Here is a 13,088-nt window from a genome sequence, read left to right as displayed (position 1 = left end):
CTGGGCGGCAGCTTCAACCTGCCGCATGCCGAAACGCATACGGTCGTGCTGCCGCACGCCATGGCCTATAACGCCGGTGCCGCGCCGGAAGCGATGGCGAGGATCCGGCGTGCCCTTGGCAGCGAGCACATTTCAGCGGCGCGCGGGCTCCATGACCTGGCTGCCCGCCACGGCGCGGCCACCGCGCTGCGCGATATCGGCATGAAACGAGAGGACCTGGACCGTGCCGCCGAAATCGCGCTGGCCAACCCTTACTGGAATCCGCGCCCCATCGAAAGCGCGCCGATTCGCGAATTGCTGCAGGCTGCCTTTGAAGGCCTGCGCCCGGACTGAGACGCAACCGGCGCGCAACCGCCGCGCAATCACGCCAAGCACACAACGAACTGGAGACAAACCATGCAGATCGGCTTCATCGGAACCGGCAAGATGGGCTTGCCCATGGGACGCCACCTGGCCGCGGCCGGCCACTCGGTCGAAGGCTTCGACCAGTCCCCCGCGGTGCTGGAAGCTGCCCGTCAGGCAGGGCTCGGGGTGGCAGGCTCGCTGGCGGAGGCAATCGCCGGCAAGGATGTCGTAATCAGCTCCCTGCCGCACGACGCGGCCTTCGAGGCGGTCGGTGCCCGGCTGGCTGAACTGGCCGCGCCGGGCACGCTGTATATCGATACCAGCACGGTGTCGCCGCAAGCGTCCGCCCGCGTTGCCGCCATGTTGGCGCAGCGGAACATCCAATACCTGCGCGTGACGGTATCGGGCAACAACAAGATGGCGGAAGCCGCGCAACTGACGGCGCTGGTCTCCGGTCCGGCGGCGGCGTACGAGATAGCGCGCCCGTTGCTGGCAACCCTGGGGCCGACGCAGTTCTACCTCGGCGAAGCCGAGGAAGCCCGCCTGATGAAGCTGGTGGTGAACCTGATGATCGGCCTGACCTCCGGCATGCTTGCCGAAGCGCTGGCGCTGGGCGCCAAGGGCGGCCTCAAATGGCAGGACATGTGGTCCGTGATCACCGCCAGCGCGGTGGCCGCGCCTATCGTCAAGGCCAAGTCGGCGCAACTGGTGGAGAACGACTACACGCCGACGTTCACCGTGGACCAGATGCTCAAGGACGTTGGGCTGATCCTGGACGCCGGCGCCAGCTTGCGCGTGCCGTTGTCGCTCACGGCGCTGCTCGGCCAGATGCTGCAGGGCGCGGCGGCGCAGGGCATGGCCGCCGACGACTACGCGGCGGTGATCAAGTCGGCGCGGCTCACCGCCGGCCTGCCGGCGGTGAGTGCCTAGCGCGCGGCGGCCTCACGATGTCCATTTGCGCTCGTAGTCCATGCGCTCGAAGTGCGCCACCAGGAAATCGATGAACAAGCGCACCTTGGCGGCCAGGTAGCGTCGGCTCTGGAAGGCGATATTGATGGTGAGCCGGGGCAGGTCCCAGTCGTCCAGCACCGGGATCAGCCGGCCGGCAACGATATCGTCATAGACGATGTACTTGGGCTGCACCAGGATGCCCAGGCCTTCCAGCGCGGCGGCGCGTATCACCTGGCCGTCGTTGGACTCCAGCTTGCTGCGCACCGTGACTGATTTCTCCTCGCCGTTGCGGGTGAAGGTCATCTCGTGCGGCCGGTTCGCGTAGGAGTAGATCAGCATCTGGTGGCGCAGCAGGTCCTCGACCTCGCGCGGCGTGCCCATGCGGCCCAGGTAGCGCGGCGAAGCGGCCAGGATGCGACGCGTCTCCGCCAGCCGGCGCACCGTGAGGCCGGAGTCGGGCTCGAACTCGCGGGTGCGGATGGCCAGGTCGATGCCGCTGTCCATGATGTCGTAGTAGCGGTTGGCCGCGAGGATATTGACGTCCACCTTCGGATAGAGCGCGGTGAAGTCGGGCAGCAGCGGCGCCAGGTGTTTCATGGAAAACGACAGCGAGGCGGTGATGGTCAGCGTGCCGCCCGGCTCCAGCACATTGGCGTTCACGGCCGCCTCCGCTTCTTTCATTTCCGCCAGCACACCCTTGCAGCGCCGGAAAAACTCGTGCCCCACGTCGGTCAGGTACAGCCGCCGCGTGTTGCGCTCGATCAGCCGCGCCGAGAGGCGCTCCTCAAGCGAAGCGAGGTAGCGGCTTGCCGCCGCATTGGAAATGTCCAGGCTCTCGGCAGCCTTGGTGATGCTGCCCAGTTCGGCGATCTGAACGAACAGTTCGAATTCGGTCCAGCGGTCCATCTTGCGTCTCCCCGTGTGCGGCTTCTCCTCCCTTGTCCTGGCCGGATTCCCTCGCCAGGTGGAAAGAAGATTTCCTGATCCGTCGTTTTTTTCCGTTTTCCGGGAGTATAGAGTTTGTTCCAACGGATGTCAGGTGCTTGATTCCGCCGCTGGCGGCGAATGCGCACGGCACGACAGCCCACCCGAAGAAAGCCAGAGTGGCGCGCCGGATACCGGCAGCGCCGCCGCGCCAAGGAGACCATTCCATGCTCGCATTCCGCTTCGCTTGTCCCCCGCGTCTTGTTTGCCTTTCGCGTTAAGGAGGACAGCGCTCATGTCACGCATCCTGGTAAGCGGGGCGACCCTGGTCACGATGGAGCCCACCCTTGGCGAGTTCACCGGCGACCTGCTGATCGAAGGCGAGCGCATCGCCGCGATCGCGCCGCGCATCGACGCGGGTGACGCGGAACGGATCGACGCGCGCGGCTTTATCGCGGCGCCCGGCTTCGTCAACGCGCATATGCACACCTGGCAGACCGCGCTGCGCGGGGTGGCTTCCGGCTGGACGCTGACCGGGTATTTCCGGCAGATGCACGCGGGGCTGGCCACGCGCTTCACACCGGAAGACATTGGCATCGCCACGCTCGCCGGCGCCTGGAACCAGCTGGACTGCGGCACCACCACGCTGGTGGACTGGTGCCATAACAATCCCACCCCGGCGCATAGCGATGCCGCGCTGGACGCGCTGGCGCAGTCCGGCATCCGCGCGGCCTTCCTGCACGGCTCGCCCAAGCCCGACCCCAAGCCCGGCGCCATGCCGTTCTGGGAAATGCCGCACCCGCGCAGCGAGGTGGAGCGCTTGTCAAAGCGGCTGCAAGGCTCGTCCTTGCTTAGCCTCGGCCTGGCCATCCTGGGCCCGCACTACTCGACGCTGGACGTGGCGCTGCACGACTTTGCCCTGGCGCGCGAGTTCGGCCTGCTGGCCAGCCTGCACCAGGGCGGCGGCAGCGCGCGCACGCCGGATGGGTGGGAGCGGCTGGAGCGGGCGGGGCTGCTCGGGCCGCATATCAATATCGTGCACGGCAACAACCTGACGGACGAACAGCTTGCCCGTTTCGTCGGCCTGGGGATGAGTTTCTCCGTGACGCCGGAGAACGAACTGACGCAGGGCCATGGCTTCCCGATCACCGGCCGGCTGATGCGGCTGGGCGCGGCGCCGTCGCTTGGCGTGGACCTGGAATCGGGTCTGTCCGGCGAGATGTTCATTGCCGCGCGGATTGCGCTGGGCGTACAGCGTGCGCTGGACCATGCCGCCTACCGGCAACAGCACGGTGACATCGGCCCCACCCATGCGGCGAGCTGCCGCGACGCGCTGGACTGGATCACGCTGGCCGGCGCGCGAATGCTCGGCATGGAAGACCGCATCGGCTCGCTGGCCGTGGGCAAGCAGGCCGACCTGGTCCTGATCGACGCGCGCAAGCTCAACATGATGCCGCTGCACGACCCCGTCAGCGCCATCGTGATGCAGGCGAGCCTGGCCAACATCGACAGCGTGTTCGTGGCGGGCCGGGCGCGCAAGCGCCACGGGCGGCTGCTGGTGGACGGGCTGGCGGGCAAGCTTGAGAGGCTGCGCGAGTCCGGCGAACGGCTGGCGGCGGGGCGGTAGGGAACAAGGGATGTCCCGGGGCGAAAGGGACGGCGGCCGCATCAATCCGCCACCAGCGCCTGAAGAACCACCAACCAGAAAAGGAGGAGACCATGCATCGACAACCTGCCACGCGCGGCATCGGCGCCGGCGCGATCCACAGGCTCGCATCATGAACGCCATCACGGAAATCACGCCGCTGTTCGAGATGCGTGGAATCAGCAAGCACTTTCCGGGCGTGAAGGCGCTGGACGACGTGTCGTTCACCATCTATCCCGGCGAAGTGCATATGCTGCTGGGCGAGAACGGCGCCGGCAAGTCATCGCTGATGAAAGTCCTGTGCGGCGTCTATGTGGCCGATGCCGGCGAGTTCTATCACGAGGGCAACCCCGTGACGATCGCCAGCCCGGCCGACACCATGCGGCTCGGCATTGCGGTGATTTTCCAGGAATTCTCGCTGGTGCCCTACCTGGACATCGCGCAGAACATCTTCCTCGGCCGCGAGCCCGCAGGCCGCATTCCCGGCTCCGTCGACACCGCCGCAATGCACGCCGAAGCGCGCCGCATCCTCGACATCCTCGGCATGGAGGTGAGCACGCGCACGCCGGTGCATGAACTGGGCGTGGCGCAGCAGCAGATGGTGGAGATCGCCAAGGCGCTGTCGCAGAACGCCCGCATCCTGGTGCTGGACGAACCCACCGCCGCGCTGTCCGACCGCGAGACCGAGAAGCTGTTCGCGGTGATCGCACGGCTGAAGGCGGATGGCGTCTCGATGATCTACATCTCGCACCGCATGGCCGAGGTCTTCGCACTCGGCGACCGCATCACCATCCTGCGCGACGGCCGCAAGGTGGGCGCCTGCCTGCCCGGCGACGCCTCGCCGGACGAGCTGGTGGCGCGCATGGTGGGCCGCAAGGTCGATATGAGCTATAGCCGCGAGCGCGGCGCGCAGCCGGGCGAGGTGGCGCTCGATGTGCGCAACGTCAGCGCTGACAGCGGCATCACGGAGATCAACCTGCAAGTGCGCGCCGGCGAGATCGTCGGCCTGGCGGGGCTGGTGGGATCGGGGCGCAGCGAAGTGGCGCGCGCCGTGTTTGGCGCCGACCCGATCCGGCAGGGCGAAATCAGGATTTTCGGCCAGCGGCTCGCCGGGGGGCCGGACCGCGCCCGCGAACTGGGCGCCGCGCTGATCCCGGAAAGCCGCAAGTCCGAAGGGCTGGCGCTGATCCGCACGGTGCGGGACAACCTGCTGCTGGCCGGCCTGCGGCGCGCGTTTCCCTCGCGCTGGTATCGCGCCGACAAGGCCGAGGCGCTGGCCGCGCGCGAGATCGCGCGGCTGCGCATCGCCACGCCCGATGGCGACCAGCTTGCGCAATTCCTCTCGGGCGGCAACCAGCAGAAGATCGTGATCGGCAAGTGGCTGGTGGCGCAAGCCAGGCTGTTCATCTTCGACGAGCCCACGCGCGGCATCGACGTGGGCGCCAAGGCGGAGATCTTTGCGCTGATCGACAGCCTGGTCAGGCAGGGCGCGGGCGTGCTGCTGATCAGTTCCGAACTGCCGGAAATCATCAATGTCTGCGACCGCACCTACGTCATGCGCGGCGGCCGTATCGCCGGCGAGGTCGCGCATGGCGAGATGACCGAAGAACGCATTCTGCAACTGGGGATGAACGATGCTTGATACCAACGCACTACCGCGGCAGCCGGGCCGGCCGTTCGGCAAGCTGCCCGGCTCGGTCTGGGTGCTGCTGCTGCTTTCGCTGGTATTCAGCGCCACGGGCTCGGGCTTCCTGAGCGTGGACAACCTGCTGAACATCGGCACGCAATCCACCATCCTGCTGCTGATCGCCTTGCCGATGACGCTGATCATCATGACCGAAGGCCTGGACCTGTCGATGGGCGCCGTGCTGACGCTGTGCGGCGTGGTGCTGGCCATGGTGATGGTGTCCACCGGATCGCTGCCGCTCGCGCTGGGCGCGGCGCTCCTGACCGGGCTGGCGTTCGGGCTGCTCAACGGCGCGCTGGTGTCGTGRCTGGAGATTCCGCCCTTCGTGGCGACGCTCGGCACGCTCGGCGCCGCGCAGGGCCTGGCGCTGGTGGCCACCGATGGCCAGAGCGTGGTGGGCATCGGCGACACCATCCCGCTGATCTATTCCGGGCAACTGCTGGGCATTCCCTTTCCCATCTGGATCGCCGTGGCGTTCTACGGCCTGTTCCACTGGCTGCTGTACCGCACCCGCTTCGGCGCCTATGTGTTCGCGCTGGGCGGCAACCGCGAGGCGCTCAAGTTCTCCGGCGTGCGCATCAATGTCTGTCTCATCGCGGTGTATGTGCTGGGCGGGCTGATGGCCGGCGTGGCCGCGCTGCTGCTCACCGCACGCATGAACGCGGGGCATCCCACGGCGGCCATCGGGCTGGAGTTCGATGCCATCGCCGCGGTGGCGGTGGGCGGCACCACCTTCGACCGCGGCAACGGCTGGCTGCCCGGCACGGTGCTGGGCGTGCTGGCGGTGGGCGTGCTGCGCAACGGGCTCAACCTCGTCGGCGTGCAGTCGTCGGTGCAGGTGGCGGCGATCGGCGTGCTGGTGCTGGTGGTGCTGCTGATCGAATCCTTCAAGGGGAAAGCATGAACACGGCGACTCTGTTCCCGCCACTCTCGGCGGATGCCCGCTCGTTTGCCTACCGGCTGTTTGCGCTCGGTTTGCTGTGCCTGCTGCTTGCCGTGGCGTCCGACGCATTCCTGACGCTGAGCAATATCCTCAATGTGCTGCGCCAGGCCAGCCTGCTGTTCCTGCTGGCATCCGGCGTGACGCTGGTGATCCTCACCGGCGGGCTGGACCTGTCGGTGGGCGCCAATGTGGCGATGTCGGCCTGCGTGGCGGCCACCGTGATGAAGGCCACGGGATCGACCACGCTCGGCGTGGGCGCGGGGCTTGGCACCGGCGCGCTGATCGGCCTGGCCAACGGGCTGCTGGTGGCCATGCTGCGCATCCCGCCCTTCATTGCCACCTACGGCATGTTGTGGGTGCTGCACGGCGTCACCTACTGGTTCATGGCGGGCGAGACCATCCATGGCTTTCCGCCGGCGTTCCGCGCCATCGGCAGCGGCTACTTGCTGGGTGTGCCGGTCCCGGTCTACCTGATGCTGCTGTTCCTGGTGGCCGGCACCGCCATGTCGCAGAAGACCGTCTACGGGCAGGAGATCTACGCCATCGGCGCGAATCCCGTGGCAGCCCGGCTTTCGGGCGTTCCGGTGAAGCGGCGGCTGGTGCTGGTGTATCTGGTGAGCGGCGCGATGGCCGGCATCGCCAGCCTGGTGTTCCTGGCCCGGCTCAACTCGGCCGAGGGCGACATCGGCGAGGCCTTGACGCTGCCCGCCATTGCCGCGGTGCTGATCGGCGGCACCTCGCTGTTCGGCGGCGTGGGCCGCGTATCCGGCACGCTGGTCGGCGCCATCATCCTGACGCTGGTGCTCAACGGCATGAACCTGCTGACCGTGAGCGCCAACTGGCAGCCCCTGGTGACCGGCGTGATCGTCGTGCTGGCGGTATTCCTGGACACGCTGTCGCGCAAGCGGCTGGGTGTCAGGCCGTAAGTCAGGCCGCAATCCTGCCGGCGCGGCGGCGGGCGCCGCCGCGCATGGCCCTTCATCAAAAACCAAGGAGACAACATGAACCTACGTAACCTGAAACAACTGGCAGGCGTGCTGGCCCTCGGCATGCTGGCGGCGCCGGCCCACGCGGACGGCGAGCGCATCGCGGTATTCACCAAGAACCAGACCAATCCGTTCTTCCAGGTGGTGCGCCAGGGCGCGGACGCGGCGGCCAAGAGCATGAACGCCCGCGTCACCCACTACATCCCGACCAAGCCGGACAGCATCCCGGAACAGATGAGCCAGGTCGAAGACGTGATCGTCAAGAAGGCCGACGCCATCGTCTTCGTTCCGGTGGACTACAAGGCGATGGGGCCGGGCGTGAAGAAGATCAACGCGGCGAACATCCCGGTGGTCAACGTCACGCGCCATCGAGGCGCTGCAGGGCGCCAACCGCAAGGCACTGGTGTCCGGCATCAACGGCACCCAGGAGGCGATCGATGCCATCAAGGCGGGTACCTTGCTCGCGACCGGTGACTACAATGGATTTGCCCAGGGCTGCCTGGGCACGATGGCCGCCATTCGCAAGCTGCGCGGCATGCCGGTCATCCAGAGCATCGTGCTGCCGGCCACGGTGGTGGACAAGACGAACTACCAATCGATCGATGTCCCGGCGAGCAAGCGCAGCTGCCCGCGCTGGGAGGATGCGGCCAAGGCCTGAGATTCACAGCCCGGCGCCCGGACGATCGACAGATCGACAACCAGAGAACAGACACCATGCGCAATCTAGACGAAGAAACCATTACCCAGGCGGTGCTGGCGCGGCACGCCGATATGCCGGACGGGCGGCTCAAGGAGATCATGACCAGCCTGGTCCAGCATCTGCACGCCTTTGCCCGCGAGGTGCGTCTCACCGAGGCCGAATGGGCCGAAGGGATCAGGTTCCTGACCGAAATCGGCCATACCTGCACCGACAGCCGGCAGGAGTTCATCCTGCTGTCCGACACGCTGGGCCTGTCCACGCTGGTCACGGCGCAGAACCACAAGAAGCCGCGCGGCTGCACCGAGGCCACGGTGTTCGGGCCCTTCTATGTGGATGGCGCGCCGGAGTATGAACTGGGCGGCGATGTGGGCAACGGCATGACCGGCGAGCCGTGTTACGTCAGCGGCCAGGTCAGGAGCGTGACGGGCGAGGCGGTGCCCCATGCCAGGCTGGAAGTGTGGCAGGCGGATTCCGATGGCTTCTACGACGTGCAGCAGAGCGGGCGCGACGGCCATCAGGGGCGCGGCGCGCTGACCGCCGACGCCAACGGCGGCTTTCACTTCAAGTCGATCGTCGCGGAGTGCTATCCGATCCCGCACGACGGGCCGGTGGGGCGCATGCTCGACGCCATGGGCCGCCACCCGTGGCGCCCGGCCCACCTGCACTTCATGATCACCGCACCGGGGTACGAGACGCTCATCACCCATGTGTTCCGCGAGGGCGGCGAGTACCTGGATTCGGATGCGGTCTTCGGTGTGCGCAGTTCCCTGATCGGAGACTGGGTGCGGCATGAGCCCGGCATCGCGCCCGACGGTACGGCATCCGCCAGGCCGTTCTACACGCTGGACTTCGATTTCATCCTCAACCCGGCGCCGTCGGCGCCGGCTTCATCGTCAACGTCATCGTCAACACGGAGGTAAGCCCGCATGTTGTTTGTATTCCATCTTCTCGACAAGCCCGGCACCGGCGAACTGCGCGCCCGGGTGCGCCCGGAGCACAAGGCCTATCTGGGCGCCAGGGCGGGCAGCGTCGCCTTTGCGGGCCCGCTGCTGGGCGACGACGGCGCCACCATGGTCGGCAGCCTGCTGGTGATCGACTTTGCCTCGCGGGCGGAAGCGCAGGCGTGGCTGGAAGCCGAGCCCTTTACCAAGGCCGGTGTGTATGGGCAGTCGACCGTCCATGCCTTTGCCAACCTGTGGCCGCAGAAGGCCGGTTTTCCGCCGGCCTGAGATCCGGAAAGGAGGAGACGTGCCCATTGTCAAACACATCGTGATGTGGAACCTGCGCGGGGAAACCGAAGTGGACAAGCAGGACGGCGTGGCCCGGCTGAAGCTTGCCTTCGAAGGGCTGCGCGGCCGGATCCCGGGACTGCGCCACCTGGAGGTCGGCGTGGACGCCAGCAGGGTCAACTACGCCTGCGACGTGGTCCTGTACTCCGAGTTCGAGTCGCAATCGGCGCTGGAAGGCTACGCCAGCCATCCGGAGCACCTGCGCGTGAAGGCCGAGCTTGGCGACCTGCGCATCGCGCGGCACCAGGTGGACTACGAAGCGTCCGCATGATGGCGCCCGGCACGGGATGCCCGGCCGGGCGCAAGCGGGCGTGGTCCGGGTTTCAGCCTGTGGCGCGGCCGCTCCGGTTGGACATCCACAGGCCCAGGATGATGCCGGCCCCGACCGCTATGCCCATCGAGCGCAGGGGTTGCGCCTTGACGTAGGCGGCGGTGTCTTCGGCGCGCTGGGAGAGTTGCTGGCGCACGTTATCGGAAATGCCTTTCGCGGCGTCCCGGGTAGCGTTCATCTTGTTCAGGAACTCTTCCTTGGCCTGATCCAGCGCAGCCCCCGACAAGGTGGGGATACGGGCAATCAGGTCATCGAGCTCCCGCTTCAGGCCGTAGGCTTCGGTCCGTGCGACCGTGCCGACCTGTTTGCCGGCGTCTTTAGCCGCGTCCATGACGTTTGCGGTTGCCGCGCCTACCTTGCCGGCGAAACCCGGCGAATCGTTTTGGGCGGGGAATTGGGTATTGCCTTGGGTTTCCATTCGTGGTGCTCCTGAGAGGGGGGGCGTTCGGGCGAGGGTGCCGCGTGCGCTGCACGCAGCGTGGACCTGGCGGCTCATTCGCCTGCGCGTCCTGGGTCGGCGCAAGCGAGGTCATATGCTCGGCGCATGTTCCGTGCCATGCGCCAGCCTTGGTGACGCGGCGCGCGTGCCGCCGGCAAGGCCGGTGGGCAGCCATGCCGCCGGGCCGGCGCAAGGCATGGAAAATTACCGGCTTTGTAATTCTTCCCGTGACCCGGAGGCCGGAAAGGCGATGCCGCCGGCAACGCCGTCCTGGCATGTTCGTTGCGCGCACTTCGGCACGACCCTTATCAGGAGACGAACATGAATGAACTCGATCGCAATGCACTCAATCGTGGCGCGACCGCCGCCGGCCGTGGCGCGGCCATTGTCGGAGGCGGGATCGGCGACGGCCCCGGCCCGGACGTCATGGCGGCCTCGACGCTGGAAGGCGACAAAGTCTATTCCTCCGACGGCGAGCATGTCGGCAAGATTTCGGAGATCATGCTCGACGTACGTGGCGGCCGCATTGCCTACGCGGTGCTGACCAGCGGCGGGTTTCTCGGGATGGGCGACACCCTCCACGCCATTCCCTGGGGCGCGCTCACCCTGGACGCCGACGAGAAGTGCTTCCGCATCGGCGTGACCGCGCAACGGATCAAGGACGCGCCGGGCTTCGACAAGGACAACTGGCCGTCCATGGCCGACCCGCAGTGGGGCGCCACGCTGCACGAGTACTATGGGCGCGCGCCATACTGGATCGGGGATAGTGGCCCGCTCTAAACGCCGCGCATCAGGCGCCGCGACAGGTTCCTGTTTTCCTGCAAGCGTGCGGGGGATGCGCCCAGTCCCGCCGCGCGCCGGGCATCACCCGCGGCAGCCTTGCCGCGTCCATGCGAGAATTCTCCCCGGCCAGCCGTAAAACCGGCGGGCACATGGATGAACGCCGGGTGCCCGGCCGTTCAGGACAATAAATCTGCGCGCGACCGGCCGCTCTTCCAGAACGGCCGGTCGCGACGTCAAGTGGAGACAGGAAATTCCCATGGGCATCACAGAACTTCTGGCGCAGCCGATTGGCAACCTGGCCGGCTGCGTCCGGCTGCACGCGGCCGAGCAACCCGGGCATGTTGCGGTGGTCGACGACCGCCGTTCGCTCACCTATGCCGAATTCGACGAACTGGTTGACCGCGTTGCGGCCGCATTGCAGCGTGACGGCCTGGAGCCCGGCGCTGCGCTTGCCGTGTGCGCGGCAGCTTCCGTCGAGTACGCGGCGATCCTGATCGRCGGCCTGCGCGCCGGCGTCGCCCTGGTGCCGCTCGCGCCGTCCTCCACGCCGGCCAGCCTGGCGGGCATGGTGCAGGACTCCGATGCACGGCTGCTCTTCGCCGATGCGGATGTCCTGCGCGAGATCGCGCCGGTCAGGGACGACATCCAGGCCCGGCTCGTCGGCCTGGGCGGCGCGCCCGCCGGGCTGTCCTTCGAAGCCTGGCTGGCGCCGCAAGGCAGCCGCCCGCGGGAGCATCCCGTCAGGCCGGAGCAAGTGTTCAACATCATCTACTCGTCGGGCACGACGGGAACGCCAAAAGGCATCGTGCACGGCCACGCCCTGCGCTGGAACCAGATTCGCCGTGTCCAGGAAAGCGGCGGCTACGGGCGCGAGGCGGTCACGCTGATCTCCACGCCGCTTTACTCCAACACCACGCTGGTGAGTTTCATCCCCACGCTGGCGCTGGGCGGCACCGCGGTGCTGATGCCAAAGTTCGATGCGAAACGCTATCTCGAACTGGCGGCGCGGCATCGCGTCACGCACACCATGCTGGTGCCGGTGCAATACCAGCGCCTGATGGCCCGCGGCGATTTCGGCGAATACGACCTGTCGGCATTCAAGATGAAGTTCTCCACCAGCGCACCGCTCGCGGCCGCGCTGAAGGGCGAGATCCTCAAGCGCTGGCCGGGCGGCCTGGTGGAGTACTACGGCATGACCGAAGGCGGCGGCAGTTGCGTGCTGGCGGCGCACGAATTCCCGAACAAGCTCCATACCGTCGGCAAGCCGATGGAAGGGCACGACATCCGGCTGATCGACGACAACGGCGTCGAGGTTGCCGTGGGCGAGATCGGGGAGGTTGTCGGGCATTCCAACATCATCATGGCGGGCTATCACAAGCAGCCGGAAAAGACCACGGCCGCGGAATGGCGCGACGCCACCGGCAAGCTCTTTATCCGCACCGGCGATGTCGGCCGCTTTGACGAAGATGGCTTCCTCACGCTGATGGACCGCAAGAAGGACATGATCATCAGCGGCGGCTTCAATATCTACCCCAGCGATCTCGAAGGCATTCTGCTGCAGCATCCCGAAGTGGTGGACTGCGCCGTGGTAGGGGTGCCATCGCAGCGATGGGGGGAGACGCCGGTGGCGTTTGTGGTGCGTAGGGAAGGGGCCGGGGTGTCGGGGGAGGACTTGATGGCCTGGACTAATGGGCAGGTGGGGAAGACGCAGCGGCTTGCTGTGGTGGAGTTGGTTGAGGGGCTGCCGCGGAGTGCGATTGGGAAGGTGCTTAAGAGGGAGTTGAGGGATGGGTTTGGGGAGGGGCGGGGGGTGGAGTGAGTTTTTTTTGGGGGGCGGGGGCTGTTGTTAGGGGCTTTAACGTCAAAGGCTTAAAACCTTAAAGTCAAAGGCAGTTTCACCTCCCCTTCGGGGAGGCGACCTACTTTTTTCTCTTGCCAAAAAAGTAGGCAAAAAAGGCGCGCCGGATGGGGCGACMCCCTCCTCGTCGGCAGGCGAAAAGAGCGGCCGGGGGCCAAACTCACATCGCCTTAAGGCGATGCTCAAACATGGCCCCCTCTTTTCCGC

The 13,088-nt window shown here is 66.9% G+C and carries 14 protein-coding genes and 2 pseudogenes; 14 read left to right on the top strand and 2 right to left on the bottom strand.

Features of this window, described 5'->3' with window-relative positions; translation table 11 throughout:
- The 3 genes and pseudogenes from AC1DKD_RS36185 to AC1DKD_RS36175 form a co-directional block, all read left to right on the top strand.
- Positions 1 to 333, top strand: a pseudogene (locus tag AC1DKD_RS36185) (maleylacetate reductase); the annotation flags it as partial.
- A gap of 51 nt (positions 334 to 384) precedes the next feature.
- A pseudogene (locus AC1DKD_RS36180) lies at positions 385 to 858 on the top strand (NAD(P)-dependent oxidoreductase); the annotation flags it as partial.
- A 33-nt stretch (positions 859 to 891) separates the two neighbouring features.
- Positions 892 to 1,275, top strand: coding sequence for an NAD-binding protein (locus AC1DKD_RS36175; RefSeq protein WP_441633177.1), 384 nt, complete (start codon positions 892 to 894; stop codon positions 1,273 to 1,275).
- A 12-nt stretch (positions 1,276 to 1,287) separates the two neighbouring features.
- On the opposite strand, the gene AC1DKD_RS36170 is transcribed toward AC1DKD_RS36175, so the two are convergent.
- The gene (locus tag AC1DKD_RS36170) at positions 1,288 to 2,202 is read right to left on the bottom strand and encodes a LysR family transcriptional regulator (RefSeq protein ID WP_045236578.1); all 915 of its coding nucleotides are present in this window, start codon (positions 2,200 to 2,202) and stop codon (positions 1,288 to 1,290) included.
- 313 nt (positions 2,203 to 2,515) lie between these two features.
- On the opposite strand from AC1DKD_RS36170, the gene AC1DKD_RS36165 reads away from it, so the two are divergent.
- From AC1DKD_RS36165 to AC1DKD_RS36125, 9 genes are all read left to right on the top strand, one after another.
- Positions 2,516 to 3,847, top strand: a complete 1,332-nt coding sequence (locus tag AC1DKD_RS36165; protein ID WP_441633139.1) for an amidohydrolase family protein — start codon at positions 2,516 to 2,518, stop codon at positions 3,845 to 3,847.
- A 151-nt stretch (positions 3,848 to 3,998) separates the two neighbouring features.
- Complete coding sequence (locus tag AC1DKD_RS36160) at positions 3,999 to 5,507, top strand: sugar ABC transporter ATP-binding protein (RefSeq protein ID WP_441633137.1); 1,509 nt, start codon at positions 3,999 to 4,001, stop codon at positions 5,505 to 5,507.
- Positions 5,500 to 6,456 carry an ABC transporter permease gene (locus AC1DKD_RS36155; protein WP_477144362.1) on the top strand — a complete coding sequence of 319 codons (957 nt, stop codon included), beginning with the start codon at positions 5,500 to 5,502 and terminating at the stop codon, positions 6,454 to 6,456. The genes AC1DKD_RS36160 and AC1DKD_RS36155 overlap by 8 nt, the downstream gene beginning before the upstream one ends.
- Positions 6,453 to 7,421, top strand: a complete 969-nt coding sequence (locus tag AC1DKD_RS36150; RefSeq protein ID WP_477104294.1) for an ABC transporter permease — start codon at positions 6,453 to 6,455, stop codon at positions 7,419 to 7,421. The genes AC1DKD_RS36155 and AC1DKD_RS36150 overlap by 4 nt, the downstream gene beginning before the upstream one ends.
- 75 nt (positions 7,422 to 7,496) lie before the next feature.
- Positions 7,497 to 7,955, top strand: coding sequence for a sugar ABC transporter substrate-binding protein (locus tag AC1DKD_RS36145; RefSeq protein WP_477144361.1), 459 nt, complete (start codon positions 7,497 to 7,499; stop codon positions 7,953 to 7,955).
- Complete coding sequence (locus tag AC1DKD_RS36140) at positions 7,939 to 8,139, top strand: hypothetical protein (protein ID WP_477144360.1); 201 nt, start codon at positions 7,939 to 7,941, stop codon at positions 8,137 to 8,139. The genes AC1DKD_RS36145 and AC1DKD_RS36140 overlap by 17 nt, the downstream gene beginning before the upstream one ends.
- A gap of 56 nt (positions 8,140 to 8,195) precedes the next feature.
- Positions 8,196 to 9,101 carry an intradiol ring-cleavage dioxygenase gene (locus AC1DKD_RS36135; protein ID WP_441633130.1) on the top strand — a complete coding sequence of 302 codons (906 nt, stop codon included), beginning with the start codon at positions 8,196 to 8,198 and terminating at the stop codon, positions 9,099 to 9,101.
- A 6-nt stretch (positions 9,102 to 9,107) separates the two neighbouring features.
- Positions 9,108 to 9,410, top strand: a complete 303-nt coding sequence (locus tag AC1DKD_RS36130; RefSeq protein WP_441633128.1) for a YciI family protein — start codon at positions 9,108 to 9,110, stop codon at positions 9,408 to 9,410.
- A gap of 19 nt (positions 9,411 to 9,429) precedes the next feature.
- Complete coding sequence (locus AC1DKD_RS36125) at positions 9,430 to 9,741, top strand: Dabb family protein (RefSeq protein WP_045236571.1); 312 nt, start codon at positions 9,430 to 9,432, stop codon at positions 9,739 to 9,741.
- A 52-nt stretch (positions 9,742 to 9,793) separates the two neighbouring features.
- Here the strand turns inward: AC1DKD_RS36125 and AC1DKD_RS36120 are convergent, their stop codons facing one another.
- Complete coding sequence (locus tag AC1DKD_RS36120) at positions 9,794 to 10,219, bottom strand: ElaB/YgaM/YqjD family protein (RefSeq protein WP_441633126.1); 426 nt, start codon at positions 10,217 to 10,219, stop codon at positions 9,794 to 9,796.
- 342 nt (positions 10,220 to 10,561) lie between these two features.
- Between AC1DKD_RS36120 and AC1DKD_RS36115 the strand changes: the two genes are divergently transcribed.
- Together AC1DKD_RS36115 and AC1DKD_RS36110 are read left to right on the top strand one after the other, a co-directional pair.
- A complete protein-coding gene (locus AC1DKD_RS36115) occupies positions 10,562 to 11,020 on the top strand; it encodes a PRC-barrel domain-containing protein (RefSeq protein ID WP_428179531.1) in 459 nt (152 codons plus the stop codon).
- Between the two features lie 259 nt (positions 11,021 to 11,279).
- Positions 11,280 to 12,842: a class I adenylate-forming enzyme family protein gene (locus tag AC1DKD_RS36110; RefSeq protein ID WP_477144359.1), complete on the top strand. Its 1,563-nt coding sequence runs from the start codon at positions 11,280 to 11,282 to the stop codon at positions 12,840 to 12,842.
- Positions 12,843 to 13,088: the final 246 nt, after the last annotated feature.

The sequence above is a fragment of the Cupriavidus sp. 05T313 genome (genome assembly GCF_056396665.1).
This window is presented reverse-complemented; position numbering and strand designations above follow the sequence as displayed.

Bases quoted from the DNA above. Each gene is read 5' to 3' on its own strand.
- AC1DKD_RS36150 (WP_477104294.1), top strand. From the start codon at position 6,453: ATGAACACGGCGACTCTGTTCCCGCCACTCTCGGCGGATGCCCGCTCG.
- AC1DKD_RS36145 (WP_477144361.1), top strand. From the start codon at position 7,497: ATGAACCTACGTAACCTGAAACAACTGGCAGGCGTGCTGGCCCTCGGC.
- AC1DKD_RS36175 (WP_441633177.1), top strand. From the start codon at position 892: ATGAAGCTGGTGGTGAACCTGATGATCGGCCTGACCTCCGGCATGCTT.
- AC1DKD_RS36165 (WP_441633139.1), top strand. From the start codon at position 2,516: ATGTCACGCATCCTGGTAAGCGGGGCGACCCTGGTCACGATGGAGCCC.
- AC1DKD_RS36170 (WP_045236578.1), bottom strand. From the start codon at position 2,202: ATGGACCGCTGGACCGAATTCGAACTGTTCGTTCAGATCGCCGAACTG.
- AC1DKD_RS36130 (WP_441633128.1), top strand. From the start codon at position 9,108: ATGTTGTTTGTATTCCATCTTCTCGACAAGCCCGGCACCGGCGAACTG.
- AC1DKD_RS36135 (WP_441633130.1), top strand. From the start codon at position 8,196: ATGCGCAATCTAGACGAAGAAACCATTACCCAGGCGGTGCTGGCGCGG.
- AC1DKD_RS36115 (WP_428179531.1), top strand. From the start codon at position 10,562: ATGAATGAACTCGATCGCAATGCACTCAATCGTGGCGCGACCGCCGCC.
- AC1DKD_RS36160 (WP_441633137.1), top strand. From the start codon at position 3,999: ATGAACGCCATCACGGAAATCACGCCGCTGTTCGAGATGCGTGGAATC.
- AC1DKD_RS36120 (WP_441633126.1), bottom strand. From the start codon at position 10,219: ATGGAAACCCAAGGCAATACCCAATTCCCCGCCCAAAACGATTCGCCG.